The sequence below is a fragment of the Streptomyces misionensis genome, assembly GCF_900104815.1.
GTDB classification, from domain to species: domain Bacteria; phylum Actinomycetota; class Actinomycetes; order Streptomycetales; family Streptomycetaceae; genus Streptomyces; species Streptomyces misionensis.
Genome location: NZ_FNTD01000004.1, coordinates 7,682,872 through 7,708,992 on the forward strand (window position 1 = coordinate 7,682,872; position 26,121 = coordinate 7,708,992).

Sequence of the window (26,121 nt, forward strand, 5' to 3'; positions counted from 1 at the left end):
CCGGGGGCCGGCGCACGGGCGGTTCAGGACACGGTGGTGCGGCACAGCAACAGACAGATGTCGTCGTCGTGTTCGGAGTCGCGCAGCATCGGCCTCAGCAGCGCGTCCGCCGCCGAGTCCAGCTCGTCCAGCTCCGCCGTGCCGAGTCCGGCCAGCGCCCGCGCCAGCCGCTCGATGCCCGCGTCGATCCCGGCGGAGCGACGCTCCACCAGGCCGTCCGTGTAGAGCGCGAGCGTGGCGCCCGCGGGCAACTCCTCGTGGTGCTCCCGGTATTCGTGGGGCACCGGCACCCCGAGCATGACCCCCGGCTTCGCGTCCAGCACCCGCACCTCGCCCCCGGGGTCGCGCACCAGCGCGGGCGGATGCCCGGCCGCCGCCCACACCACACCCGTCTCGCCGGGCGTGATCCGGGCGATGGCACACGTCGCGTACAGCTCCGGCTGCTGGTGGCACAGCATCCGGTGCAACAGGGTGAGGATCCGGGCGGGCCCGTTGCCCTCGACGGCGTAGGCGCGCAGCGCGGTGCGCAGTTGACCCATGATCACCGCGGCCCGCAGCCCGTGCCCGGTGACGTCCCCGATCACCGCCAGCACGCTCCCGTCGGGCTGCGGGAACGCGTCGTACCAGTCGCCGCCGATGTTCAGCCCGTGCGTCGCCGGCAGATAGCGCGCCGCGAGATCCAGGCCCCGGGTGGCCGGCAGATCGGTGAGCTGCGCGCGCTGGAGCGCCTCGGCGACGTCCCGGTGCTGCTCGTACTGGCGCGCGTTGTCCAGCGCGATGCCCGCCCGCCGGGCCAGTTCCACCAGCATCACCGTGGTGTCCGGGTCGAACCGTTCGCCGGGCGCGGACAGGGTCAGCACGCCCTGCACCGTGCGCGCCCCGAGCGGCAGGCACAGCAGGGGCCGGTCCGGGCAGAGCGCGGAGGCCGGCAGGTCGTCCACGCCCGGGAGCCCGCCGGGGTGCGGGCCCGCGTGCTGCGGGCGCCCGGTGCGGGCCGCCAGCACCGTGGCCGCCGCCCGCCCGGCCGGCTGGGTGCGCTCGTCGTTTATCAGCCAGACGTCGACGTGCCGGGCGTACTCCGGGACGAGCAGCTTGGGCAGCCGGCGCAGGATGTCCTCGTGCTCCAGGGAGGCGTTGAGGGCGGCGCTGGCGTCGGCGAGGAAGGTCAGCAGCCGCCGGGCCTTCTCCGCCTCCGCGCGTGCCGTGCGCTCCGCGTCGAGGAGGTCACGCTGTGCCAGCGCGGCGGCCTCCAGCTCGCCGTGCAGCGCGAGCACACCCTGGTTGGTCTGGTGCAGCTCCTCCCGGTGGAACCGCACCAGTTCCTCGGCCTCGTCCAGGCCCGCGAGCACGGCGGCGGTCTCCTCGTCCGCGCCGAGCAGTGCCTCGGCGAGCGCCGTCTCGTCCAGCCGGTCCGGCCGGGGCAGGGGCTGCGGCAGGGGAGAGGGGCAGGTCAGCGTGTGATGCCAGGGCTGCGGCCCGCAGAGGTCGATGTGGAGTTCGGTCCCGTCGGCGGTCACGGCCAGTCGCTGCCGGTGCCCGTCCCGGCAGGGGCGCAGCCGGGCGGTGACCTCGGCGAGGAAACGGGCGCGCGCTGTCGCGGGCACCCCCGCGTCCGTCGCGAGCCGTGCCAGCAGGGCACGGGCGCGGGCCGCGTCGGCGGTGCCGGCGAGGGGCCAGGTGTCAGTGGTCGCGGTCATCTGTGCGGGTCCGGCGGTCGGGGGCCAGTACGGCCACGCTGGTGTCGTCACGCGGGGGGCGGGCTGCGCTGCCCGCGTCCCGGAGGATCGCCGCGGCCAGGACGGACGGGTCGTGGGCGAGCAGCCGGGGGTCCTCGGGGGGACTCCAGCGGCTGGGCAGCCCGTCACTGTGGAGCACGAGCAGACTGTCCCGGTGCCACGGCACCCGCCGCAAGGGGACGTGGTTGGGGAAGTAGGCCCCCACGATCCCCGGATGCGACAGCAGGGACGTCCACCTGTCCGCGGTGCGCAGCCGGGCGCCTATGTTGCCGACCCCGGCGAAGCCGAGTTCCGCACGGTCCGTGTCCACCTGGGCGACGGCGATCGCGGCTCCCCGGGTGGGGCGCAGGGCCGTGTGCAGCCGCCGCAGCAGCTCCGGGGGCGGCAGATGCCCGAAGCGGGCCAGTTCCGCCACCGCCGCGGTGGACGCGTGCGCGGCCTTCGGACCGTGCCCCAGGCCGTCGGCGAGCAGCAGCGTCACCAGTCCGCCGTGGCGTACCCAGCCCCAGGCGTCGCCGCAGATCTCGGCCTGCCCGAGGGACACGGCGATGCCCCCCGCCGAGGCACCGCCGGGCGGAGTCGGCGGCGTGTGGCCGCCGCCCGCCCGCTCGGCGTCGATGCGTGCCGTCGCCACCGTGCCCCGGCCCGGCGCGCCGTACAGGTGGAAGGCGTCCGCGTTGCGCAGACAGCTGCCGAGGCCGGCGCCGAGGGAGTTCTCGGCGGCGGTGGTGCAGCCGTCGCGCAGCGCCGCCGCGACATCGGCGATCCCCGGCCCGTGGTCCAGCGTCCACAGCCGCACCGAGGCACCCGTACCCGACGGCGGTGTCACGAGGTTGACCACCATGCTGCCGCCCCCCGCGTGCCGGAGCAGATTGGTCGCCAGCTCCGTGGCCACCAGCTCCCCGGCTGCCGTGCGCTCAGCGCTCAGCCCCGCCCGCGCGCACGCCTCCCGTACCGCCGTACGGGCGTCCCGGACCCGCGTGGAGTCGTGCACCGGGACCTCCCAGACCCGGCTCATCCGAGCCCCGGACGTGCCGAGGGCACCTGGGTCACCCAGGCCACGGCCGTGACGGTCGTGCCCCGGCCCGGCTCGGTGTCCACGCTGAACTCCTGCACCAGCCGCTTGGCACCGCTGAGCCCCAGACCGAGGCCGCCGCCGCTGGTGTAGCCGTCGGTCATGGCCAGCTCCAGGTCACGGATGCCGGGGCCCTCGTCGATGAACGACATCTTCAGCCCCCGTGCCCGCCCGTTGTCCAGCGGGGTGATCTCGGCGCACCCGCCACCGCCGTGCACCAGGGTGTTGCGGGCCAGCTCGCTCGCCGCCGTGACCAGCTTCGTCTGCTGTACCAGACCGAACCCGAGACGTGCCGCGCACTGCCGCACCTGCTGCCGGACCCAGGCCAGATCCGCGTCCGAACCGATGGGCACGCGCGTCGCGGACGCCTGGCCGGACGACTGCATCATCTCCCCCTCTGGGACAGCAGTTCCAGTGCCCGGTCCACGTCCAGCGCGGTGGTCAGACCGGGCAGCGTCAGCCCCAGCTCCACCAGGGTGATCGCGACCGCGGGACGCATCCCGGCCAGCACCGTACGGGCCGCCAGCAGCCGGGCGGTGGAGGCGATCTCCGCGAGCACCCGGCCCAGGAAGGAATCGACGATCTCCACACCGGAGATGTCGATCACCACACCGGTCACCCCGGCCGTGGCGATGCGTTCGCTGAGGTCCTGCTGAAGTTGTTCCGCCATGCCGTCGTGCAGTTCGCCCTGGAGGGAGACGAGCAGGACGTCGCCCAGGGCGAGCACCGGGACGGGCGCCATGGGTTCGTTCACCGGGCGCTCGTACCCGTCTGCGCGCGGGAGACCTCGATGCCCTGCCGGCCCAGCGCGTAAGCCAGTGCGTCGGCGAGCGAGGCCCGGGTGAGCACCGAGCCCAGGTCGATGCCGAGCTGCACGATGGTCTGCGCGATCGCCGGGCGGATACCGGAGACGATGCACTCGGCCCCCATCAGCCGCGCCGCGGCCACCGTCTTCATCAGATGCTGCGCCACCAGGGAGTCCACGGTGGGCACTCCGGTGATGTCCAGGATGGCGTACCGGGCGCGCTGTTCGACGATGGCCTCCAGCAGCGACTCCATCACCACCTGGCTGCGCGCGCTGTCCAGGGTCCCGATCAGCGGGACGGCGACCGTGCCCTCCCACAGCTTGATGACCGGCGTGGCCACTTCGAGCAGTTGCTGACGCTGCCGCTCGATCAGTTCCGCGCCCGCGTCCAGGGCCGTCTCCAGCACCACCAGGCGCAGCGTGCCCAGCAGCAGGGTCAGCGCCAGCACGCTCTCCTGGGCCTGCGGGGTGGCCGGGTCCGCGAACTCCTCGCGCAGCAGGTCGACGGCGGGGGCGCGCAGGGCGGCCACCTCGTCGGCGATCTGGGACGGCGTGGCCCCGGTCCGCGCGCGGTTCTGGGTCATCCGCCCCAACTGCTCGCGCACCGGTTCGTACCCGGGCGCCCCGGTGTCCTCCAGGCGTCCGCTGACGGCCACGTCGGACAGGGCGTCCACCACCGCCTTGCAGGCCTCCACCGCCTCGTCCCTGGAGACGGTGAACACCGAGCGGAACAGGGGGGCGTCCGCCCAGCGTTGGGCGATCTGCTCCTGACGCCGCTCCAGGAAGGAACCCACCCATTGCGGCGCCGATGCGGCCGCGTCCTGCTCCGGCACTGTCACACTCTCCTCTCGCACAGCCGGGCATCGCCGCCGGTCCGGCCGGCGGCGAGCCGATCATTACCGTCCGGCAACATTAGCCCCGCCACCCGGCGCGACCAAACCCGAGGAGGGCTCTGACGTGCCAACTCCCGCTGTCCTACGGTCAGTTCACATCGACGGCCGGCCCGGGACGCCCTCCTGGAGCGCCGCACCGGTACGACCGCCGGTGGGCCGTCTACCCCGGATCGCGCGAGAGTCTCCCGACTGTTGCGGATGTCACTCCGACGGGCGTATGCGGGGCCGTCCGTGCCCGTCGGCCGACCGGGCGGTCGCTCGGCGGCGGCCTGCTGCCGGCCGCATGCTCGGTTCCGGCTGGCGTCACGGTCGCCCCAAGTGCCCCGGCCGGGGAGCACGCGGGGGAGGGGGCATGGCGGCGATGCTCGGTGGAGTCGGCTCGCCGGATGGCCGAGTGGATCGGCGCCGGGGCGGACGCCGAGCGAGACGGCGGACCCGGACGGACGCCGGGACGGCGGACCCCGGGTGGACGCAGGGGTGCTCCACCGCCCGCGCCCCACGGTCCCGCCGAGGCCCTCTCAGGGGACCTGACGGCTGACCGCAGGACACTTCTCCGTCTTCGGCGGCTTCCTCAGTCCGCCGTACCGGCCGGGGCCTCCCGGCTGGCCGGTACCGCTTCCGGCTGGGACGGGCGCTGGGACTTCGACGAGGACGTGCGGCGCCGCAGCAGCAGCCGTCTGGCCGGGCACTCGACCGCCTCGTACAGCACCCAGGACAGCCCGAGCGAGATCGCGAACGCGGTCGCGGTGACGGCCAGTCCCGCGAGGACGCCGAAGTGCGGCTTGTTCCCCAGCAGACTGGTGCCGGCGCGCAGCACCAGCAGATGGATCATGTAGAAGGCGAAGGACAGTTCCCCGAGCCGCACCAGCCGCCGGTGCCGCCACAGGGACGGCTGCCCGTTCAGATCGGCGACGGCCGCCGCCGGGATGAGCAGGGCGAACCCGACGAGGGTGCACAGCGTGGCCGGATAGCCGGGCCGGAACTGGGGCACGAAGAAGTAGCCGAGGATCGCCAGCGCGAGCGAGGCCTCCAGCCCCGGACCGCGCCACCGGCCGAGCAGCACCAGCCGCGCGGTGACCGCGCCGAGCACGAACTCGGGCAGCCGGGCGGCCGGGAACGAGTAGAGCGTGTACGTCCACCAGTGGTGGATGTCCGACCAGGCCAGCACCGCCACCGCGGCCACCGACAGCGCGCCCAGCACGACCGATCCGCGCACGCCGAGCCGGCGCAGCACCAGGATCAGCAGCGGGAAGGTGGCGTAGAAGAAGGCTTCGCACGCCAGGGACCAGCTGACCGGGTTGAGCGTCTGCCACCAGGGGTGCCACCAGGAGTGCAGCAGCAGCACCGTGGCCAGCGCCTGCTTGGGCACTGGTTTGGTCTGGTGCGCCAGGGTCAGCGTCATGAGTACGGCCACCCCGAGGGTGACCAGGTGCACCGGATAGACACGGGCGATCCGGCGCCGCCAGAAGGCGAGCGCTCTGTCACCCGGTCGTGCCGACCAGGTCAGGACGAATCCGGAGAGGATGAAGAAGAACGACACTCCGGTGGCACCGGCACCGAATCCCCAGAAGACGACATGGGCACCGGTACCGCCGAAATAGCCGAAGTTGTTGACGTGCAGTCCGAACACCAGGAGAGCCGCCATCCACCGCAGCCCCGTGAGGGACGGCAGGGACGGATTGGCGGCGGGTGGGAGCCGGGCGTTCGTCGTGCCGGTCAGGGCGGGCGGCGTCCGGAGCGCCCGGGTCGTCGCCGTGGTCATCGAATCACCTGCCGCAGAGGGTTGGCGTGGGGCATGAAGGGGAACGTTGCCCGTTCATCCCCGTTCCATCACGTCACATGGCAAACATCACACAGATGCGGAACGAGGCAACCCCCTACGCGCCACGGACATCCCCCCGGCTACACCCGTACGAGCTACCCCGCTCCACCGCCCGGCCGCGCGGGGCCGACGACCCGTTTCCCCGAGGTGCCGGACGGACGCGAAGGGGGCGTGGTTCGACCGAACCGCGCCCCCGCCGTGCCGAGTTCGTCAGTCGGCGTCGTCGTGTCCCACGTCGAGGTCCATCTCGCAGGACGTGCCCTCGCCCAGCGTCACCTCCGCCATGACGGGTGCGTAGCCGGAGGTGACCACGGTGTAGGAGCCGGGGACCAGGTTCTGGAGGGCGTACGTGCCGTCGGCGGTCGTGGTGGCCGAGGCCACCACCTCGCCCGAGGCGCTGAGCAAGGTGATGCGCGCGTCCGGGACGGGCCGGCCGGTGTGCTGGTGGCGCACCGTCCCGTGCACGTTGCCCAGGCCCGCCAGTCTGACGTCCGGCACGACCGGCCCGGCCTCGGCGCCGAGTTGGACGGCCCGCGGGTGGTGCCCGGTGGCCGAGACGACCAGGGTGTACGACGAGGTCTCCGCCGTCGTCGTCAGTTCATAGGCGCCGTGCTCGTCGGTGGTGGCACGCGCCCGCTGCCGGCCGGCGTGGTCGACCAGGGTGAGGCTCGCCCGGCGGAGGGGCTGCCCCGCGCTGTCGTACACCCGGCCGCGGAGGAAACCCCCGGGGGCTGCCGCGCCTTGGCCTGCGACGGGCTCCCCGGACGCCTCCGCGACGGACTCCTCGACGGACTCTCGGTCGACCTTCCGGGCGACCGCCTCGGCCCCCGGACCCGGGCGCGCCGCCGTCGCGGTCGCCACCGCCGGCGTGGGCGCGTTCGCGGACGGTTCGGGCGCGGGTCCGGACGTCGGTGACCCGGCCGGCGCCACCGCCCCGGCCTCCGTCCGCCGGCCGCGGACCAGCGACGCGCCCGCCGCGGCCAGCGACATGGCGATGGCGAGGGAGAACACCACGACCAAGCCGTCGTGGAACGGCTGCGAGATCAGGTGTGGGAAGAACTCCCGGCCGGTGAGATGCGCCGCGGCGGACGGCGACAGATGGCCGAGGATGTCCGGGCCGAGCAGGTGCTGGATCGGGTTGTAGCCGAGGAAGGCGGCGAACAGGACGCCGACCGGCGGCAGCGCGGCGACCGTGTGCGCGGCGCCCGCCGGGACGCCCTGGGCCGTCAGACCGGTGGTGAGGGTGTCGGGCAGGGTCCCGGCGAGTCCCGCGACCATGAGCGAGAAGAACACGCCCATGGACAGCACCATGCCCGCGTTCTGGAACGTCGCGCGCATCCCGGAGGCCGCGCCGCGGGCGTCGGCCGGCACGCTCGACATGATGATCGCCGTGTTGGGGGCGGCGAACAGCCCGCCGCCCAGCCCGTTCAGGAAGATCAGGGCGGCGAACACCCAGTAGGAGAAGTCGCTCGGCAGCACCAGCAGCCCGGCGAACGACACCGCCATCACCAGGAAGCCGCAGGCCGCGAAGAGCCGCGCCCCGAACTTGTCGGACAGCGCGCCCGACAGCGGCCCGGCGAGCAGGAAGCCGATGGTCAGCGGGAGCATGTAGATGCCCGCCCACAGGGGCGTGTCCGCGTAGTCATAGCCGTGCAGCGGCAGCCAGATGCCCTGCAACCAGATGATCAGCATGAACTGGAGCCCGCCGCGCGCGATCGCGCCGAGCAGCGTCGCGGCGTTGCCGCCGGCGAAGGCCGCGTTGCGGAACAGGCGCAGCGGGAACATCGGTTCGGCGACCCGGCTCTCCACCACGCAGAAGACCGCGAGCATCGCCGCGCCGCCGATCAGCCCCGCCAGCACCCAGGGGTTCGTCCAGCCCATGGTGTGACCGCCGTACGGCTGGATGCCGTAGGTGATCCCGGCGAGCAGCGCAGTCAGACCGAGGGCGAAGGTGATGTTGCCCCACCAGTCCATCCGCCCCGGCCGGCGGATGCCGGTCTCGTGCAGCGACTTGTACGCCCACACCGTGCCGATCAGGCCGATGGGCACGTTGACCCAGAAGATGGAGCGCCAGTTCCAGGTGACGAGCACACCGCCGAGCACCAGGCCGAGGAACGAACCGGCGATGCCCGCCACCATGTTGACGCCCAGCGCCATGCCGCGCTGCCGGGCCGGGAACGCGTCGGTGAGGATCGCCGCCGAGTTGGCCATCAGCATCGAACCGCCGACGGCCTGCACGATGCGCCAGCCGATCAGCCACAGCGCCCCGCCGCCGCCGTGGAAGGGGTCGAGCGAGAGGATCACCGAGGTGAGTGTGAAGATCAGGAAGCCCGCGTTGTAGATGCGGACCCGGCCCATCATGTCGCCGAGCCTGCCGAGCGCGACCACCAGCACCGCGGTGACCAGCATGTAGCCCATCAGCATCCACAGCAAATAGCTGACGTTGGCGGGTTCGAGCGGATCGAGGCGGATGCCGGTGAAGATGCCGGGCAGCGAGATCAGCACGATGGAGCTGTTGATCGTGGCGAGCAGCATGCCCAGCGTGGTGTTGGTCAGCGCCACCCACTTGTAACCGGGGTCGTCCGCGCCGATCCAGCCGCGTCTGCGGTGCTGCCCCGGCGCGGCGGCGCCGGGTATGCTGCCGGTCTCCTTGGTCGTCATCGGTTGCTCCCGGTGTGTCGCCGTTCGGGCTGGAGGACGGACGGTGCGTCGTCCGTGAGCATGCGCTGGACGAGGGGGGCGACGACCTGCATCGCCTCCGTGAGGGCCCGCTGGTCGTCGTCGGGCAGTGCGGCCATCAGATCGGCCAGGCGCGCGTCGCGTGACCTCCGGCGTGCGGCCAGGACGTCCCGGCCGGCGTCGCTGATGCCGATCAGCGTCACCCGGCCGTCCACCGCGTCACCGACCCGCATGATCAGCCCCTGGCGTTCCAGCCGTTGCACCAACTGGGTCATCGAGGGCTGGGCCACGCCCTCCGCCGCCGCCAGGAGGGTGAGCCGCAGCGGCCCCTCGCGTTCCAGCCGGGCCAGGGTGGAGGCGGCGGTGAGGCTGAGGTCCCGGTGGTCGGTCACGACCCTGATCACGGCAGCGGCCGTCTCGGCCAGTAACTGTGCGGTCTGCTGCACGCCCGCATCTCTGTGAGAGTGATCCACACTCTCTAAGTATCACCCTCCTATATAGGGACCCTATGAAAAACTTCGTAAGGGATTCGGGCGTCGGGCGAGGGGCGGGTCAGGCCGTGAGGCGGTGGCGCACCCGGTCCCGGGTGACCTTGGTGATCTCGTGCCAGAAGGGCGCCGCGGTCAGGTAGAGGCCCAGCGCGCTGAGGAAGCCGAGGGAGACGTCCACGCTGACGCGGCCCTGCTTGGCCCAGTAGACGTCCTTCAGGTCCAGCAGCAGGGCGAACTCGTCGGCGATCAGGGCCGATCCGGCGCCGTACAGCGCACCGACCCCGGGATGGCCGACACAGGCCTGGTCACCGCGTACGGCGACGAGTCCGACGCCCGCGAGGGTGACGATCCCGATGTTGTAGTGGTGCAGATGGGTGCCGCCGGCGGAGACGTTGCCCCAGGGCAGCCAGCCGCCCCGGATGCCGTGGGTGATCACCCGTACGGTGCCGAAGGTGCAGCCGAAGGAGAGCCACGCTGCCATCAGCGAACGCTGGGTGGGGTCCGTGTGCTCTTCGAGTACCGTGCGCCAGCGCTCGCGCAGCCGGGTGCGCCGGTGACCGCCGAAGGGCCGGGAGGCGGGGGCGCCGGGCATGCTCACTCCTGAGGCCGGGGGCGTACCGGTGACCGTGGGCCGGGCCGGGGCGCCCGGAGCGGACACCGGCCAGGCCTACCCGGCGCCGAGGGGCGGATACCGGTGCGCCGCTCGTTCGGCGCAATGCGTGCGGGCCGGTGCCGGGACGGAGGAACCCGTCCCGGCACCGGCCCGCGGTGGGGTACGGCCGGTCAGCGGACCGTGACGTTGAAGACTGGGGACGTCGTGCTGCCGCTGACCATGCGCAGGTCGTTCTTGCCCTTCAGGCCCAGCTCGACCCGGAGCGTGTAGGAGCCGCTGCGGGCGATGGGCGTGGACGCGGGCAGGGTGACCCACTTGGTGCCCTGCTTCTGCTGGAGGGTCACCTTGCTCCCCGCCTGGAGGCCGGTGGTCTTGCCGGTGACCCGGAACAGCGTCCAGGCGCGCACGGAGGACACCGACGGCGTCGCCGTGATGCTCGCCTTCGCGGCCTGAGCCGTGCGGGCCGCGGCGGGAGCCGCGGTGTGGGCGGCCGGGGTGGCCGCCATCGCGGTGCCCGCGAGGGCGAGGGAGGCCGCGCCGAGGGCGCCGACGACGGCCGCACGCAGGGAACGCCGCTTCGTGACCATCATGGATCCGTCCTTTTCTGTGGTGAGTTCAACTGTTCACGCCAAAGGAGAGGAACATGCCGGTTGGCGTGGTCACTTGGAACGACGACAGCTCAAGGGCGGGCGTTCACTGATGGTTTGTCCCTGTCTTGTAACAGCCGGATCGGCGCCCCCGGTCAGTCGCGGGGGCCGATCTCCTTCCCGTCGGCGTCCTGGACGGTGATGGCCAGCATCGGGCAGATGTCGGCCGCGTCCAGGGCGCGTTCCTCGCCCTCCGGGACGTGCTCGCTGACCGGATGCGAGCGGTCGTCGTCCAGGACGAACAGGTCCGGCGCGGTCCCGGCGCACATGCCGGAGCCGATGCAGCGGCCGGAGTCCACGTGCAGCTGCCAGCTCATCGCCGCCTCACCAGCCCACCGGCATGACCCGCGGGCCGCGTACCAGCATCTCGGTCTTCCAGGTGATGTCGCCGGCCACATGCAGACCGGGGAAGCGGGCCACCAGCGCCCCGATGGCCTCCTGGAGTTCGAGTCGGGCGAGCGGAGCGCCCAGGCAGTGGTGCACACCGTGGCCGAAGCCCAGGTGCGCGTTGCCGTCGCGGGTGATGTCGAGGGTCCCGGCCTCGGTGAAGCGCAGCGCGTCCCGGTTGGCCGCGCCGATGGCCACCAGCACCGGCTCGCCGGCCCGCACGAGGGTGCCGCCGACCTCGATGTCCTCGGTGGCATAGCGGGGCTGCCCGGCGCCGCTGCCCAGGGGCACGAACCGCAGCAGCTCCTCGATCGCGTTCGTGATCAGCTCGGGCTCCGCGCGCAGCCGGGCCAGCACGTCGGGGTGGTCCAGCAGGGTGAGCACGAAGTTGGGGATCTGGGTGGCGGTGGTCTCGTGCCCGGCGACGAGGATGCCGACGCACAAGTCGACAAGCTCCAGCTCCGAGAGCCGGTCGCCGTGGTCGCGGGCCTCGATCAGCGCCGTCATCAGGTCGTCCCGGGGCTCCTTGCGGTGCGCGGCGATCAACTGGGCCATGTAGGCGCGCAGTTCCTCGCGGTTGCGGTGGAACTCCTCGGCGGTCAGGGAGCTGGTGGACAGCGCCGCGTCGCTCCAGGCCCGGAACCGCGGTCGGTCCTCCTCCGGAACCCCGAGCAGCCGGCAGATCACCGCGACCGGGATGGGCAGCGCGTAGTGGTCGACCAGGTCGACGGGCGGTCCCGCCGCCTCCATCGCGTCCAGCAGACCCGCCGTCAACTCCCGTACCTGCGGCCGGAGTTTTTCCACCTGGCGCACGGTGAACGCCTTGGCGACCAGGGACCGCAGCCGGGTGTGGTCGGGCGGGTCCATGCTGAGGATCCCGCTGTCCCGGCGGCCCTCCGAGGCACGCGGTTCGTCGTGTTCGAGGCCCAGCGCACGGCTGAACCGCTGGTCGCCGAGGACCAGCCGGGCGTCCGCGTAGCGGGTGGCGAGCCAGGCGGGCTCCCCGTACGGCATCTGGACGCGGATCAGCCCGGGGGTGTCACGGGCTCGTTCGTAGGCCTCGGACAGGGCGAGACCCTGACCGGAGTTGAAGGGGTAGGCGAGGGGTGCGTGGTCCGTTGCCGTCACAGCTGTCTCCCTTGTGTAAGCACACGCTTACAACGCTAGGAGGCGCCCGCCGGGCGGTCAACGACGCTAATCGGCCGTTACCCTGGCGGGTCCTCGTCGGACGCGAGCGGCCCGAACGGGCCAGGCGGCAGAAGGAGCAGCGGGTGGACAGCGGCGAGCACACACAGGGCCAGGGCCGGACCGCCGGGGACAGCCCCGGGACACAACGGCCGCACCGCCCCCGGGGAGACCGGGAAACCACCCGGCGCCGGGCCCGGAAGGCGGGCGCGCCGGAGGTCCGGGAGACCCGTTCGAGTGACGACAGGGACAACCGTCCGGGCGAGTCCCGGGTTCCCCGTGCGGGCAAGGACCCGGGCACCCGGGTGGACGAGTCTCGGCGGGTTGCGGACGGCGACCTGGCCACTTCCGCGGGTGAGGAGCGGGATGCCCGTAAGGGCGAGGTCCGGGAAGCCGGTACGGACGAGATCCCGGCGCCCCGCGTGGGCGAGGCTCCGGTGAGCCGTGGGAACGATGCCGTGGGCCTCGACACGGGCGAAACCCTGAGAACCCGCGCGGGTGGCGCCCCGGACATCCCTGCGGGCGGGACCCCGGACACCCCTAGGCGCGGCGCCCCGGGCGCCCGTGTGGCCGGTGCCGGTGGTGCCTGTGCGGGTGTCCGTCCTGGAACGCGTGCGGGCGATGTCCGGGACGTATCCACGGGCCAGGCCCAGGGGACCCGTACGGGCAACGAACCGGAGGCTCGCACGGACGGCGCGCCGGGCGCCTGCGCAAGCGGGCCCCGGCGGAGCCATGCGGGCGACGCCTCACACTCCTCTGCGGACGAGTCCCGGGACACCTGTACGGGCACCAATTCGGACACCCCCGGGAGCGAAACGCCGCGAACCCCTACGGGCAGCGCCGCCGGCGCCCCTGCCGGGGAAGCCCGTGGGCACCGGACCCGCGACGCCCGGGGCACCCGCATGCGCATCCTTCACGCGGCCGGTGCGATGTTCGCCGAGCGAGGGTACGAGGCGGCCACCGTTCGGGACATCGCGGCACGCGCCGGGGTGAACCAAGCGCTCATATTCCGCTACTTCGGCTCGAAGAAGGCCCTGCTCGCCGAGGTGATGGCGCAGGACGGCAGGGAGCAGGTGAGCACCACGGCACCCGAGCGGCTGTTCGAGACCGCGCTGCGCGGGGTCCTCGCGGAGGGCGGGGGAGCCGGCGCCGATCGGCTGCTGGCCGTGTACCTGCGTTCGATCGGCAACGCCGACGCCGCCCCGGAGACCGTGCGCTTGCTGGGGGAGGAGTACGCCGGCGCGCTCGCCGCCCTCTCCCCGGCCGAGGACGGCACACTGCGCGCCCAGCTCGCCATGGCCTGGCTGCTCGGCATCGGCCTGATGCGCGTCGTCGTGGGCCAGGAGCCGCTGGCGAGCGCCGCCCCGGACGACGTCTGCGCCCACGTCCTCGCGGCACTCGACCGGTTGCTCCCCGTGCTGCCGGCCGAGGGGGTGACCGACGTGCGGCCCTAGGGTCCCGCCCCGCACCAGGCGGTCGCTCCGACGCGTCGGCGCGGGCGGGCCGTCATCGTGGTTCCGCCAGAGCCATCACCGCACCGCGGCCATCCGGGACCGGATCACCCCGTTCGGCCGCCCTGCCCTCCCGTCGCAGAACCGACGGCAGGCGCCCTCTCCGTCTCGATACGATCACCCTGCCGTGCTTGATCGCGGTACCCGCCGGCCGCGGTCGCCGGTCCGTCGGGACCGTTCGGAGCGAGGGGGACGCATGCGGGTCGACCAGCTGTGGCGCTATCCGGTGAAGTCCGTGGGCGGTGAGCGGCTGGCCGCTGCCCGGGTCGGTGTGCCGGGGATCGAGGGCGACCGGGGCATCGCGGTGCACGACGAGCGGGGAGAGGTCACCTGGGCCGGTGCCGTTCCCGGGCTCATGCGGGTGCGGGCGGTCCATGTCGGGCCGGGCGTGGCCGAACTGGTGCTGCCGGACGGCCGGCGGTTCCGCTCCGACGCGCCCGACGCCGCCGCCCGGCTCAGTGCCGCCGTCCGGGCCGAGGTCACCCTGGCCGAACACGGCGCGCACCCGCCGCACGCCGCGCTTCACATACTGACCTCGACGGCGCTGCGCAGCCTCGCCTCGGCGCTGCCGGACAGCGCGCTGGACGTCAGCCGGTTCCGGCCCGGCATGGTGCTCGACGACGTCCCCGACGAGGGGTCCACCGGGTATCCGGAACACGGCTGGATCGGCCGCCGGATGGCCATCGGCGAGCTGGTCCTGCGCTTCACCGAGGGGTGCGACCGCTGTGTGGTGATCACCAAGGAGACGCCGAGCGTGCCCCACGACCGCGCCGTGCTGCGCTGGGTCGCCCGCGAACTGGGCAACACCTTCGGCGTGTACGCGGCGGTCGAGACACCCGGCCGTGTCCGCGCCGGGGACGAGGCCCGCTGGCTCGACTGAGGGGCCACCATTCGACGGGGCTGCCCGCCTGTCCGGTGGCCCAGCCGCAAATCGGGCCTCCGCCCTCGACTTCCCGCTACTGGACTGAAGGTGAGCGATCGCGCCCCCCGCTCTGGCCGATCGCTGAGGAGCATCAGGCGATCCCGGCCGCCGCGAGGGCCACGGCGCTGCGCAGGGCCGCCACCAGATCGGCCCGGACGGCCCCGGGGTCGGTGGCCGACTCGTCCGTGCGGTAGGCGTGGTGCTCGACGGCCGCGCGCAGGGCGGCGTTGAGCATGGCGGCCCGGATGGCCGGCCGTGCGTCGTCGTAGGGCAGCCCGGCGCGCTCGGCGAGGACACGTGCGAACACGGGTTCCGCCTCGTCACGGGTCTGCAGCCAGACCGCGCGCAGGCCCGGCTCGGTCCGGGTCAGCCGCAGCAGGGCGCCGATGTCCGGTCCGGGCAGCAGCGCGTCGCCGGTCCACAGGCGGTCGAAGGCCTCCTGGAGGGGCCGGTGGGGACGCCACTGCCGCAACGCGTCGGCGATCGCGTCGATGCCCGTCGAGAACAGCGGCCGTACGCAGCTCTCCTTCGTGGGGAAGTAGCGCCAGACGGTCCGCGCCGAAACGCCGACCGCCTGCCCGATCTGTTCCCCCGTGGTCGCGGCGACGCCCTGGGCGACGAACAGGTCGACCGCGGCGCGGGCGATCTCCAGCCGGATGGCGGCCTTGCGTTCCTCGGTCAGCGGCGGCCGCCCCGTCCGTCCGCGGGCTGCGTTCATCCGCCCCTCCCGTGCCGGTGATCGATGTCGTGGGTATTCTCCACCAAGACTTTATGTCACTCAGAGACATTAATTCGGACGGAGTACTCATGGCCGACGGTGTGAACGGGCGCAGCGTGATCGTCACCGGAGCGGGATCGGGCATAGGCCGCGCGGCCGCGCTGGCCTTCGCGGGGCAGGGCGACCGCGTGGTGGTGGCGGACCTGAACGCCGAGGGAGCCGGCGCGGTCGTCAAGGAGATCGAGGCGGCCGGCGGCACCGCGGTGGCCGTGACGGGCGACCTGAGCGAGCAGACCGTCGTGGACCTGGTCACGGCGACGGCGGTCGAGCGGTTCGGCGGCGTGGACGTCCTGGTGAACAACGCCGGGATCATGGACAGCATGTCGGCCCTGGCCGACGTGAGCGACGCCGAGTGGGAGCGGGTCATCAGGGTCAACCTGACCGCACCGTTCCTCCTCGCCCGCGCCGTGCTGCCGCACATGCTGGACGCGGGCCGCGGCGTCATCGTGAACACCGCGTCCGAGGCGGCCCTGCGCGGCAGCGCGGCGGGTGCCGCCTACACGGCGTCCAAGCACGGCGTGGTGGGGCTGACGAAGTCGCTGGCGGTGATGTACCGCAAGAAGGGCATCCGCGCCAACGCCATCTGCCCGGGCGGCACCGCGACCGCCATCTCGGTGGACGCGGACCCGGCCGCGCACGGCCCGGCGGAACTCGGCCCCTACTTCGCCAACCTCGGCCGGGTGTCCCGGCCGGAGGAACAGGCCGCGGCGATCCTGTTCCTCGCCTCCCCGGCCGCGAGCAACATCAACGGCGCGATCCTGCCCGTCGACGACGGCTGGTCCGCGGTCTGACACGGAACAGCCGCCCGCGAACCGGTCCCGAAGAGCGGCGGTCGGCAGCCGGCCGCCTCCGGGGCCGCCCGGCACCGCCCGGCCGCGACGCCGCCGCCGGCCCACTCGGCGGTGGCGTCGGCGCGCGGACGCCGCGGCGGGACCCGTCAGGCCCGGGCGGAAGTCCTGGGCCGGAGGATCTCGGCCAGGGACTCCTCCCGCCACCGCTCCAGCAGTGCGTGGAAGGCCGCGGCCCCGTGGGGGTAGGCGGTGGGGCGGTTCGGCCGGCCGCGCCCCTCGGCGTTGTAGTAGCCGGGGGTGCACTCGGCGTGGAACCACTCGTGGTCGGGGGCGTTCACGGCCAGGGCGGCGAGCCAGGCGTCCTCGGCCTCGCGTGACGGTTCGACGACGGCACTCTCGGCCTGGGCCGCCGCGACGAGCGCGGCGGCGTGGACGGCGTGTTCGTCCAGCACGTGGGTGTAGTTGACGCTGCCGGCGCTCTGCACCCCGCCCAGCTGGATCAGGTTGGGGAATCCGTTGCTGGTGAAGCCGTGCAGCGTGCGCGGGCCCCGCGCGGCCCACGCGTCCCGCAGCAGGATGCCGCCCCGGCCGCGCACGGGCAGCCGGCCCGAGTGGATGCCGGAGACCCCGACGGAGAAGCCGGTGGCGAAGATCAGGCAGTCGAGGGCGTACTCGGTGTCGCCGACCACGACACCGTGCTCGGTCATCCGCTCGATGCCGTGGGTGTCGGCGGTGTCGACGAGGGTGACGTTGTCGCGGTTGAACGTCTGCAGGTACAGGTCCGAGAAGGTGGGACGCTTGCAGGCGTACCGGTACCACGGCTTGAGCCTGGCCGCCGTGTCCGGGTCGGTGACGATCTCGTCGACGCGGGCGCGGAGTTCGTTCATCTTGGCGGCGTCCGCGATCTCGTAGGCGGCTTCGAACGCCGCCGGGTCGCCGCCCCGGCGGCTGAAGCTCGGCAGGAGCTTCTCCAGGAGTGCGGCCGACGAGGTCCAGCGGTCCGCTACGAGGTCCTCGTCGACGGACTCGCCCGAGACGATGCGCAGGAAGTTGTCGCGGCGTTCGCGCGCCCAGCCGTGGTGGTCGGCGCCGACGTCCCCAGCGGTGGTGCGGCGGTTGGCGCGCACGTCCACGGAGGAGGGCGTGCGCTGGAACACGTAGAGGTGTCCGGCGTCCTCGGCCAGCATCGGTACGACCTGGACGCCGGTGGCGCCGGTGCCCACGACGCCCACGCGTTGGTCCGCGAGTCCGGTGAGGCCCCCGTTCGCGGTGCCGCCCGTGTAGGCGTAGTCCCAGCGCGAGGTGTGGAAGGTGCGGCCCCGGAACTTCTCGATGCCGGGGATGCCGGGCAGTTTCAGCTCGGACAGGGTGCCGGTGGCCGTGACGACGTACGTGGCCCGGAACTCGTCGCCCCGGTCGGTCGTGACGATCCACACCTGCGCGGTTTCGTCCCAGGTCAGTGAGGTGACCGCGGTGGAGAACAATGCGTCCGCGTAGAGGTCGGACTTCTCGGCGATCCGCACCGCGTGACGGCGGATCTCCTCACCCGGAGCGTACTTCCACTCGGGCACGTAACCGGTCTCGTCGAGCATCGGCAGATACACGTGCGACTCGACGTCGCAGTGGATGCCCGGGTACCGGTTCCAGTACCAGGTCCCCCCGAAGTCGCCGCCCTTCTCGACGACGCGCACGCGCTCGACGCCCTGCTGACGCAGCCGTGCTCCCGCCAGGATGCCGCCGAAGCCGCCGCCGACGACCGCGACGTCCACGCTGTCCCGCACCGGCTCGCGCTCGGCCGCCGGACCCGCGTGGGGGTCGTCGGCGTAGGAGCCGAACTCGGCCTCGGCGCGGAGGTACTGCCGGGTGCCGTCGGGGCGCACTCGGCGCTCCCGCTCGGCCCGGTAACGCTCCCTGAGCTCGGCGAGCGCTTCGGGAGTCAGCGGCTGTGAATGCGCCATGTGCGCGGCCTCGTTCCTTCCGGTTGTCCGGCAAAGGGCCGCCTCGTCCACGAACTGGGCACGAACGCACGGGACTTGAGCAGCCATGCACTACGGTAACAAGCACCGGACAGTGTTGTCCGGTTGAGGGGCGGGTTGCTTCCGCATACTTTCGGACAGGAAGAGTGATCCCCGTGCGACGACTTTCGATCCGGACACTCGTCATGCTCGCGGCGATCGGTGTGCCGGCCCTCGCGGGATGCGGTACCCAGACCACCGCTGCGCGTTCGGACCCGGGCACCGCCGGTGCGGAGCGGATCATCCGCGCGCAGCGGGTCATGTGCCCGACCCCGACGCACGGGCGGACCGGGACGACCCTGCTGGAAGGGCCCACCTTCGACGCGCACGGGAAACTGCTCGTCGTCGACGTCACGGCCCCGGCCGGCGAGCCGAAGGTGCTGCGCGTGGACGTCCGGAAGACGTCGGCGGAACCGGTCTACACCGACGACCGCGGCGCCTACACCTCGGCCCAGTTCAGCCCGTACGACGGCCGGATCTACCTGACCGACTTCGCCCACGGGGACATCGTCACCCTGGCCCCGGACGGCGGTGATCCGCGGACCTTCTTCTCCGGCGAGGTCGACGGCGCGCCGATGAACCCCGACGACCTCGCCTTCGACCGGGAGGGCAATCTGTACGTCAGCGACTCACGCGGCATGTCCGAGGGCAGGGCGCAGGGCCGGGTGGTGCGCATCGACCGCACGGGGAGGGAGGCGGCCGTGCTGGCGGACGGCCTCGCCGCGCCGAACGGCATCTCCTTCGACGCGGACTACCGCGGGCTGTGGTTCAGCGAGCTGACGCAGAACCGCATTTCCTACCTGCTCCTCGACGGGAAGGGCGGGGTGTCCTCACGGCACACCGCCATCCGGGTCGACGGCGGTGTCGCGCAGACCGACTCGATCGCGGTGGACGCGGACGGCAATCTCTACCAGGGACTGCACGGGCGGCCCGCGATGGCGGTGTACGGCAGCGACGGCGAGCGCCTGGCGACCGTCGAGGTCCCGGCCGATGCCGCCGACGGGCTGGAATCGGCGACCAACGTGGCCATCGCACCGGGCGGCACCCGCGCCTACATGACCGTCAGCGGGCCGGCCGGCGGCTGTCTCTTCGCCTTCGACGCGTTGGGAAAGGGCGTGCGCCAGTCCAACGGAGGCTGACGCCCGCTCACCCTTCGAAGGGCCGCACCGGGCCCACCTCGACACCGAGCAGCCGCCATGCCGCCCGTGCCCGGCGTTCCCGGTGCGGACGGGGGGAACCGGTGACGGCGCCCGAGACCATGCCGACGGCGATCATCAGGTCGTCGGGCTCCGCAGCGAGCGGATGACCCTCCGGCAGACGTCCGCGCAGGGCCTGCTCGACCCGCCGGGACAGCGCCGCCGCGTACGCGTGGACGGCGGAGGGGTCGGCCGCCGCGTCGCCGTGCAGGACGCTGATGAAGGCCGCGGACTGCACCAGGTGCCAGGTCAGCACGCCGAGGACGCGGGCGAGGTCCGCTTCTTGCGCCGCCTGTTCGATCTGACGGACGTTCTCCTCCAGGACCGCGGTCGCCACGGCGGCCCGGTCGGGGAAGTGCCGGTACAGCACGCCCTGGCCGACCCCCGCCCGGCGCGCGATCGCGGACAGCGGGGCGTCCAGGCCGTGCTCCGCGAAGACCTCACGGGCGGCGGCGACGAGAGCGGCCCGGTTGCGAGCGGCGGCCTTGGGGCCGCCACTGGCGGGCCTGCGGGTGCCGGACCTGGGTTGCTGCGTCACCCCGCGAGGGTACCGGGCCGCTCCCTACCCGGGAACGGGACGGTGTGGCGCGGTCATGGACGCCCGCGTGCCGCGCGGCCGTCGCCCGCCCGAAGTGACCGAAGCCCCGGACCGTCCGGCTCAGTTCGTCGCGGCGGACCGTACGCCGAGCCCCGTCAGACAGGCGGTCAGCACCCGGGTCAGCCGCGGCTCCACCTCCACCACGGCGTGGCCGAGCCGGGGGTCGCTCGTGTACAGCTCGCGCAGGCGCGGGCCGGGCGTGGCCATCTGCCACAGCGCGCCCGCCAGCCCGGTCGCCGTGGCGATCGTGTCGACGCTCTCCAGCTCGTCGAGACCGAGCAGCCGGCCCAGTTCGCCGCCGATCAGCTCGACCTCCTCCAGCGTGACCAGCTTGAAGGAGCGCACCGACTCGATCGACACGTTGCGCTCCAGGTTCAGCGGCGCCTGGGCGAGCAGGTCGCAGAACATGGGGCGCCGCGCCAGCGTGCCCGCGATCACGGCAGCGACCTCGGCGGGCGTGGCCTGCGCCCGCCGGGCCAGGTCGCCGCGCAGTTCGGCGGACCACTCCCGCCACCCCTCGGCGGTCAGCGCGAGGAAGATCTGCTCCCGCGTCTCGAAATAGCGCAGCAGCGCGGACTTGTGCATGCCCACGGCCGCGGCGATGTCGGTGAGGGTGACCTCCCGTACGCCACGGGCCCGGCCGAGCTCCCGGGCCGCTTCCAGGATGGCGGCTTCCCGGGCCTGCTTGGCCTCGGCGCTGCGCGCACGTCGAAAGGCGGGCTCACTCATGGGGGACATCATAGGAACCGGTTAACAAAACGGCGTTGCATTAATAAGAGAACGGTGTTGTACTAACGGCATGAGTCGACAGGATTCCCAGGTCTGGTTCATCACCGGTTCCTCGCGCGGCCTCGGCCGCGCCCTCGTCACCGCCGCCCTGGCGGCCGGAGACCGCGTCGTGGCCACCGCCCGGCGCCCCGAGTCCCTCGCGGCGGACTTCGCCGGGTACGGCGACCGCGTCCTCCCCCTCCCCCTCGACGTCACCAGCGCGGACGCGGCGCGCGCGGCCGTCGAGGCCGCCGTCGCCCACTTCGGGCGCATCGACGTGCTGGTCAACAACGCCGGGTACGCGAACGTGTCCCCCATCGAGACGACGGACGACGACGACTTCCGCGCCCAGTTCGAGACGAACTTCTGGGGCGTCTACCACGTCACCAAGGCCGCGCTGCCCACCCTGCGCCGACAGGGGGCGGGCACCGTGGTGCAGTTCTCCTCGGTCGGCGGGCGGGTCGGCGGATCGCCGGGCATCGCGTCCTACCAGGCGGCCAAGTTCGCCGTGGACGGCTTCAGCAGGGTGCTGGCGGCGGAGACCGCGCCGTTCGGCGTGCGGGTCATGGTGGTCGAGCCGAGCGGCTTCGCCACCGACTGGGCGGGCGCCTCCATGACCGTGCACACCGTGCCCGACGCGTACGACGCGACCGTGGGCGCGATGAACCGGCTGATGCGGCAGAACACGGCCGGCGCGGCCGGGGACCCGGACCGCGCCGCCGAGATCGTCGTACGGACCGTGCACGGCGGCGAGGTCCCGGGCCATCTCCTCCTCGGGGTGAACGCCGTGACCATGGCGCTGGACCATTCCCGGCGGCAGCTCGCCGAGGCGACCGCCTGGGAGGCGGTGAGCCGCTCGGCCGACTTCGGCGAGCCCTACCCGGTGCGCCTGCCGTCCGGGGAGCCCGAGTAGGCCGAAGGACCGCTCACTTGCCCAGGAGCAGCCCGGTCCCGCCGACGTGGACGTGGATGCCGTCCTTGTCCACCGACACGCTCTGGAGGCGCAGGTCGCCGGAGGGCGGGTTCGGGATCTTGAAGGAGAAGCGGAACCGGTCGGCGATCTGCGGGCGGGTGAGCTTGCCCAGGGAAGTGAGCAGGGACAGGTCGAGACCGAGCCGCTTGAGGACCTCGGGGTGGGCGAGCGCCACGTCCACCAGGTTCACCCGGGTCAGCTGGTGCAGGAAGCGCGGCGCGCCCGTCAGCCGGTGCAGCTCGTCCTCGTCGTGCAGCGCGGCGTTCACCGTGTGCTGCGGTACGCCCATGCGGTGCACGATCTCCGGCACGCCCAGCATCGCCTTGACCTTGTCCGCCTCCCGGGAGATCCGGCGCGCCGCGGACCGGGTGAGGTGCAGGCCCTCGGCGCGGCCGGTGCCGGGCCGGTACGTCGCGAGGTCGCCGATGTCCAGCCGCATCCCGTCCACGGAGGTGGCGATGCCGCGCTCGCCCTCGCGCCGGACCCGGGCGTCGGCGCGCACCCGCACGTCGTTCCCGGCGACGCGCAGGGCGCCCACCGCGCGGATCCGGCCCGGGCCGTGGGCGCTGAACGACACCTGCGAGGCGCCCAGTTCGCGGTTCATGTCCGCGAACGACAGCAGCACCTGGCCGTGCACCTGCCGCACAAGGGCCCCGCGTACGGCGGTCGGCCCGTCGCCGTCGATGCGTATGTCGCGTGCGGTGGCGGTGACCTGGGTCAGGGTGACCCGCTCGGCCGGCACGTCCGGGACGGTGACCTCGACCGAGTCCAGCCGCCGGGCGGCCAGTTGGGTCAGGAACGGGAAGCCGCCGATCCGCACCTCGGGGGCGGCGGTCAGATGCAGCCGGTCCTTGAGCCGGTCGGCGGCCTGGCGCTCGGCGTACAGCAGCGCCCAGCGGTCGGCGAGGGCGACGAGGCAGGCGGCGGTGAGCAGCCAGACCAGCAGCCTGAACAGGGTGGGCAGGCCGGTGGCCCGGTTGCGGCGGCGGCCCCGGCGCCTGTGATTGGGTGGCTCCCAGGGGTCCTCGTCGTCGCCTTGTCGTCGCCGAACGGGGTCGTCCTCGGCGAGGAAGCCGGCCGGCGGACCGGCCGCCGGATCGTCCGCGAGGGCGGCCAGCTCGTCGTACGGACTTCGGGCGGGGGGAACCTCGCCGGGTGAGGGTCCGTCGGAGTGAGCGGTGTGATGCGTCGGTGTGTGGGGGGTACGCATCGGCAGATTTGATCATATGAACCCACCCGGCTCGCAACTTCCGCGAGGGGTCGGACACGGAATGGGCCGATTCGCACGTGTTATCGAGATGTGCGTCAACTCCCATGTACCCGGCCGACGTTGGACACTGGTGGCGACCCTCCTTTCGAAGACGGGGAAGGACCGTTCATGACGGCAGCGGACAGCCGGCGTTTCACGGGCAGGACCGCGGTGGTGACCGGCGGCAGCAGGGGGATCGGGGCGGCGGTCGCCACCCGACTGGCGGCCGAGGGAGCCGCCGTCGTCGTCGGCTACCGCGGCAACCGCGCGGCGGCCGACGAGGTGGTCGCCGCCATCGGGGCGCGCGGCGGCAGGGCACTGGCGCACGGCGCCGACGTGACCGACCCCGGGCAGATCGAGGCGCTGGTCGAGCGGGCGGTCGCGGAATTCGGCCGACTGGACGTGCTCGCCTCCTGCGCGGGCATCGAGCACTTCGGCGCACTGGAGAACCTGACCCCCGCCGACTTCGACCACGTCTTCGCCGTGAACACCCGCGGACAGCTGTTCGCGGCGCGGTCCGCCGCCGCCCGGATGGACGCGGGCGGCAGGATCGTGCTCACCTCCTCGGTCAGCGCCTCCCGCGCCGTCTTCGCGCACACCCTGTACGCGGCCTCCAAGGCCGCCGTGGAGGCCATGGTCCTGAACCTCTCCGCCGAGCTGGGGCAGCGCGGCATCACGATCAACGCCATCGCTCCCGGCGGCACCGACACCGACATGGCCGCGGAGAACGCGACCGGCTACCAGCACCCCCTGCTGCGCGGCAAGGTGTCACCGCGGCAGTGGCTGTCGGCGCACGGCGCGCTCGGCCGCCTGGCCCGGCCGGACGAGATCGCGGCGGGCTACGCGTACCTCGCCTGCGATGACGCCGCGTACATGACCGGCCGTACCCTGCGCGTGGACGGCGGCTTCTTCTGAACCGGGGCGCTCACGACTGCCGCGAGTGCACCGGGCTGTTGGCCACCTCCTGCGGGCACTTGCGGTGCCGCGGCCGGATCAGCCGGTCCCGCTGCCAGTCGAACGCCGCGAGGGCCAGGGACGCCACCATGCCGATGAGCGCGGCCGCGAGGGCCAGGACGACGGCGCCCCGATAGTCGTTGTGCCGGCCGAGCTCCAGATAGTAGAGGCCCGGCAGCGCGGCCGTGCCCACCGCCGCCCCGAGCCGCTGCCCGGTCTGCAGCGCGCCGCCCGCCGCGCCCGCCATGCTCACCGGCACGTCCCGCAGCGTCATGGTGATGTTGGGGGAGACCACGAACCCGCCGCCGATACCGCCGAGGAACAGCACCGGGGCGGCGACCCAGGGCGCGATGCCGAGGTCCACGTAGTGCAGCAGCAGCGCCGTGCCGCCCAGCCCGGCGATCACACCCGCGAGCCCGCACACGGTCAGCAGCCTGCCCAGCCGGTCCACCAGCCGGCCGGCGACCACGGCCGCGCACGCCGAGCCGAGGGCGAAGGGGGTCACCGCGAGCCCGGAACGCAACGGCGAGAAGCCGAGGCCGTGCTGGTAGAACAGGGCGAAGACCAGCCACACCCCGCTGAAACCGATGAAGTACAGCGTGCCCACACCCGCGCCGATCGCATAGCCGCGCACGGTGCTGAACAGCCGTGGATCGAGCAGTGGCTGCCTCCCCTTGGCCACCACCCGCCGCTGCCACTGGACGAAACCGGCGAGGACGACGGCGCCGACCGGGAACAGCCACCACACCCGGCCGATGCCCCCGGAGTCGGCCTGGACCAGCGGGTACATCAGCGCCAGCACACCCACACCGAGGAGCAGCACACCGAACGCGTCCACGTGCCCCCGCCCGGACCCCTGTACGCGGGGCAGCAGCCGGCGGCCGAGCAGCACCGCCAGGATGCCGATGGGCACGTTGACGTAGAACACCCAGCGCCAGCCGTCGGCGCCCGAGGCCAGCGCCAGGATGGCGCCGCCGGTGATGGGCCCGGCGGCGGAGGAGATGCCGACGGTCGCCCCGAAGAACCCGAAGGCGCGCCCGCGCTCCGCACCGCGGAACAACTGCTGGATCAGCGCCGAGTTCTGCGGCGCCATGAACCCCGCCGCGAGGCCCTGCGCGAGCCGCGCCACCACCAGCAGCGTGATGTCGGGGGCCGCCCCGCAGACGGCGCTGAACAGCACGAACCCGCTCAGCGCCAGCAGGAAGATGCGGCGCCTGTCCAGCGCGTCGCCGAGCCGTCCCGCGGTGACGAGCGCGAGGGCGAAGGTGAGCGCGTATCCGGACACCACCCACTGCACCTGAGCGGGGGAGGCATGCAGATCGCGCTGCATGGTGGGCAGGGCGACCGCCACGATCGTCACGTCCAGCAGGCTCATGAAGCCGGCCACGAGCGTGACCCACAAGGCGCGCCACCGGCGCGGATCGGGCTCGTACCCGGCTTCCCGAGCCCCCTGACCACGGCCGCCTGTGGTCGGCGTCGACGCTGTCACCTGGGCTCCCTTCCGTCAGGACCCCCGCACTCGAAGGAACCAGGTTCCCTGCCGGGGCACGGACACACCACCACCTGCAACCGCAAACACCGGCAAGAAAATCCGGCCGGCCACCCTGGCCGGGTGTGTTCGGGCGGAAGCCCACTGTCAGTGGTGGCTGCCAGGCTGGTCACATGAACGGCGACGACGAGCAGCTGCTGCGCGGCCGGGTCTACGGCCACGACCACGACGACCCGGGCCCCCGCCCGGACCGCAGGTACGCGGAACTGGTCGGCGGTCCCCTGGACGGCCTGCTCCTGGACATCACCGACCGGGCCGGCGAGGCGCCCGCCGCCGGCGTCCCGCTACGTACCGAACTGGGCCGGTTCGGCACCGGCGGCCGGGCGGTGTACACCCCGCGCCCCGGCGACCTCACCCGCTTCGACTGGACCGGCGACACCCCCTGAACCCAGGGTCCCGTTACCTACGGTGTTGCCCCGATGGCGCTACGAAGCGGTTAGTTTGAGCGCGCGAGATCTGTGCAGGCGTTGGCGTGTGCAATGTG

Annotated in this window: 25 protein-coding genes; 7 read left to right on the forward strand and 18 right to left on the reverse strand. The window is 73.0% G+C overall.

Annotated elements, in window-relative coordinates; genetic code table 11:
- Nucleotides 1–23 precede the first annotated feature (23 nt).
- The 12 genes from BLW85_RS35710 to BLW85_RS35765 form a co-directional block, all read right to left on the reverse strand.
- On the reverse strand, nt 24–1,697 hold the full coding sequence (locus BLW85_RS35710) for a PP2C family protein-serine/threonine phosphatase (RefSeq protein ID WP_074995524.1): 1,674 nt from the start codon (nt 1,695–1,697) through the stop codon (nt 24–26).
- The gene (locus BLW85_RS35715) at nt 1,681–2,754 is read right to left on the reverse strand and encodes an ATP-binding SpoIIE family protein phosphatase (RefSeq protein ID WP_074995527.1); all 1,074 of its coding nucleotides are present in this window, start codon (nt 2,752–2,754) and stop codon (nt 1,681–1,683) included. The genes BLW85_RS35710 and BLW85_RS35715 overlap by 17 nt, the downstream gene beginning before the upstream one ends.
- Nucleotides 2,751–3,197: an anti-sigma regulatory factor gene (locus tag BLW85_RS35720; protein WP_074995529.1), complete on the reverse strand. Its 447-nt coding sequence runs from the start codon at nt 3,195–3,197 to the stop codon at nt 2,751–2,753. Before BLW85_RS35720 ends, BLW85_RS35715 begins: the two co-directional genes overlap by 4 nt.
- Nucleotides 3,197–3,553 (reverse strand): STAS domain-containing protein, encoded by a 357-nt coding sequence (locus BLW85_RS35725; protein ID WP_070029930.1) that lies wholly within the window; start codon nt 3,551–3,553, stop codon nt 3,197–3,199. Before BLW85_RS35725 ends, BLW85_RS35720 begins: the two co-directional genes overlap by 1 nt.
- An 8-nt stretch (nt 3,554–3,561) precedes the next feature.
- Nucleotides 3,562–4,455: an STAS domain-containing protein gene (locus BLW85_RS35730; protein ID WP_403422514.1), complete on the reverse strand. Its 894-nt coding sequence runs from the start codon at nt 4,453–4,455 to the stop codon at nt 3,562–3,564.
- A 625-nt stretch (nt 4,456–5,080) separates the two neighbouring features.
- Nucleotides 5,081–6,271 (reverse strand): acyltransferase family protein, encoded by a 1,191-nt coding sequence (locus tag BLW85_RS35735; RefSeq protein WP_070029760.1) that lies wholly within the window; start codon nt 6,269–6,271, stop codon nt 5,081–5,083.
- Nucleotides 6,272–6,541: 270 nt separating this feature from the next.
- Nucleotides 6,542–8,992 carry an MFS transporter gene (locus BLW85_RS40985; protein ID WP_079172537.1) on the reverse strand — a complete coding sequence of 817 codons (2,451 nt, stop codon included), beginning with the start codon at nt 8,990–8,992 and terminating at the stop codon, nt 6,542–6,544.
- Nucleotides 8,989–9,456, reverse strand: a complete 468-nt coding sequence (locus BLW85_RS35745) for a MarR family winged helix-turn-helix transcriptional regulator (RefSeq protein ID WP_239697642.1) — start codon at nt 9,454–9,456, stop codon at nt 8,989–8,991. The genes BLW85_RS40985 and BLW85_RS35745 overlap by 4 nt, the downstream gene beginning before the upstream one ends.
- A gap of 106 nt (nt 9,457–9,562) precedes the next feature.
- Nucleotides 9,563–10,093 (reverse strand): hypothetical protein, encoded by a 531-nt coding sequence (locus BLW85_RS35750; protein WP_107409237.1) that lies wholly within the window; start codon nt 10,091–10,093, stop codon nt 9,563–9,565.
- A 191-nt stretch (nt 10,094–10,284) separates the two neighbouring features.
- On the reverse strand, nt 10,285–10,704 hold the full coding sequence (locus BLW85_RS35755; protein ID WP_074995534.1) for a hypothetical protein: 420 nt from the start codon (nt 10,702–10,704) through the stop codon (nt 10,285–10,287).
- Between the two features lie 152 nt (nt 10,705–10,856).
- Nucleotides 10,857–11,078 (reverse strand): ferredoxin, encoded by a 222-nt coding sequence (locus BLW85_RS35760; RefSeq protein WP_070029763.1) that lies wholly within the window; start codon nt 11,076–11,078, stop codon nt 10,857–10,859.
- A 7-nt stretch (nt 11,079–11,085) separates the two neighbouring features.
- On the reverse strand, nt 11,086–12,276 hold the full coding sequence (locus BLW85_RS35765) for a cytochrome P450 (RefSeq protein ID WP_070029764.1): 1,191 nt from the start codon (nt 12,274–12,276) through the stop codon (nt 11,086–11,088).
- Between the two features lie 959 nt (nt 12,277–13,235).
- On the opposite strand from BLW85_RS35765, the gene BLW85_RS35770 reads away from it, so the two are divergent.
- Nucleotides 13,236–13,787: a TetR/AcrR family transcriptional regulator gene (locus BLW85_RS35770; protein ID WP_074995537.1), complete on the forward strand. Its 552-nt coding sequence runs from the start codon at nt 13,236–13,238 to the stop codon at nt 13,785–13,787.
- A 253-nt stretch (nt 13,788–14,040) separates the two neighbouring features.
- Nucleotides 14,041–14,724: an MOSC domain-containing protein gene (locus BLW85_RS35775; protein WP_074995539.1), complete on the forward strand. Its 684-nt coding sequence runs from the start codon at nt 14,041–14,043 to the stop codon at nt 14,722–14,724.
- 133 nt (nt 14,725–14,857) lie between these two features.
- On the opposite strand, the gene BLW85_RS35780 is transcribed toward BLW85_RS35775, so the two are convergent.
- Nucleotides 14,858–15,484, reverse strand: a complete 627-nt coding sequence (locus BLW85_RS35780) for a TetR/AcrR family transcriptional regulator (protein ID WP_074995542.1) — start codon at nt 15,482–15,484, stop codon at nt 14,858–14,860.
- A gap of 89 nt (nt 15,485–15,573) precedes the next feature.
- Here BLW85_RS35780 and BLW85_RS35785 point away from each other — a divergent pair, with 89 nt between their 5' ends.
- Nucleotides 15,574–16,335 (forward strand): SDR family NAD(P)-dependent oxidoreductase, encoded by a 762-nt coding sequence (locus BLW85_RS35785; protein WP_070029767.1) that lies wholly within the window; start codon nt 15,574–15,576, stop codon nt 16,333–16,335.
- 146 nt (nt 16,336–16,481) lie between these two features.
- On the opposite strand, the gene BLW85_RS35790 is transcribed toward BLW85_RS35785, so the two are convergent.
- Nucleotides 16,482–18,293: a flavin-containing monooxygenase gene (locus tag BLW85_RS35790; protein WP_074995544.1), complete on the reverse strand. Its 1,812-nt coding sequence runs from the start codon at nt 18,291–18,293 to the stop codon at nt 16,482–16,484.
- 173 nt (nt 18,294–18,466) lie between these two features.
- On the opposite strand from BLW85_RS35790, the gene BLW85_RS35795 reads away from it, so the two are divergent.
- The gene (locus BLW85_RS35795; RefSeq protein WP_074995547.1) at nt 18,467–19,489 is read left to right on the forward strand and encodes an SMP-30/gluconolactonase/LRE family protein; all 1,023 of its coding nucleotides are present in this window, start codon (nt 18,467–18,469) and stop codon (nt 19,487–19,489) included.
- A 7-nt stretch (nt 19,490–19,496) separates the two neighbouring features.
- On the opposite strand, the gene BLW85_RS35800 is transcribed toward BLW85_RS35795, so the two are convergent.
- A complete protein-coding gene (locus BLW85_RS35800; protein ID WP_070029770.1) occupies nt 19,497–20,084 on the reverse strand; it encodes a TetR/AcrR family transcriptional regulator in 588 nt (195 codons plus the stop codon).
- 120 nt (nt 20,085–20,204) lie between these two features.
- Nucleotides 20,205–20,873, reverse strand: coding sequence for a TetR/AcrR family transcriptional regulator (locus BLW85_RS35805; protein WP_074995549.1), 669 nt, complete (start codon nt 20,871–20,873; stop codon nt 20,205–20,207).
- Between the two features lie 70 nt (nt 20,874–20,943).
- Here BLW85_RS35805 and BLW85_RS35810 point away from each other — a divergent pair, with 70 nt between their 5' ends.
- Complete coding sequence (locus BLW85_RS35810; RefSeq protein ID WP_074995552.1) at nt 20,944–21,825, forward strand: SDR family NAD(P)-dependent oxidoreductase; 882 nt, start codon at nt 20,944–20,946, stop codon at nt 21,823–21,825.
- A gap of 13 nt (nt 21,826–21,838) precedes the next feature.
- Here BLW85_RS35810 and BLW85_RS35815 read toward each other — a convergent pair whose 3' ends face one another.
- Complete coding sequence (locus BLW85_RS35815) at nt 21,839–23,095, reverse strand: LmeA family phospholipid-binding protein (protein WP_074995554.1); 1,257 nt, start codon at nt 23,093–23,095, stop codon at nt 21,839–21,841.
- Nucleotides 23,096–23,263: 168 nt separating this feature from the next.
- On the opposite strand from BLW85_RS35815, the gene BLW85_RS35820 reads away from it, so the two are divergent.
- On the forward strand, nt 23,264–24,049 hold the full coding sequence (locus BLW85_RS35820; RefSeq protein WP_074995556.1) for an SDR family NAD(P)-dependent oxidoreductase: 786 nt from the start codon (nt 23,264–23,266) through the stop codon (nt 24,047–24,049).
- Nucleotides 24,050–24,059: 10 nt separating this feature from the next.
- Here the strand turns inward: BLW85_RS35820 and BLW85_RS35825 are convergent, their stop codons facing one another.
- Nucleotides 24,060–25,577: an MFS transporter gene (locus BLW85_RS35825; protein WP_074995559.1), complete on the reverse strand. Its 1,518-nt coding sequence runs from the start codon at nt 25,575–25,577 to the stop codon at nt 24,060–24,062.
- A gap of 173 nt (nt 25,578–25,750) precedes the next feature.
- Here BLW85_RS35825 and BLW85_RS35830 point away from each other — a divergent pair, with 173 nt between their 5' ends.
- Entirely contained in the window at nt 25,751–26,023 is a 273-nt protein-coding gene (locus BLW85_RS35830; RefSeq protein ID WP_074995561.1) for a hypothetical protein, read from the forward strand.
- Nucleotides 26,024–26,121: the final 98 nt, after the last annotated feature.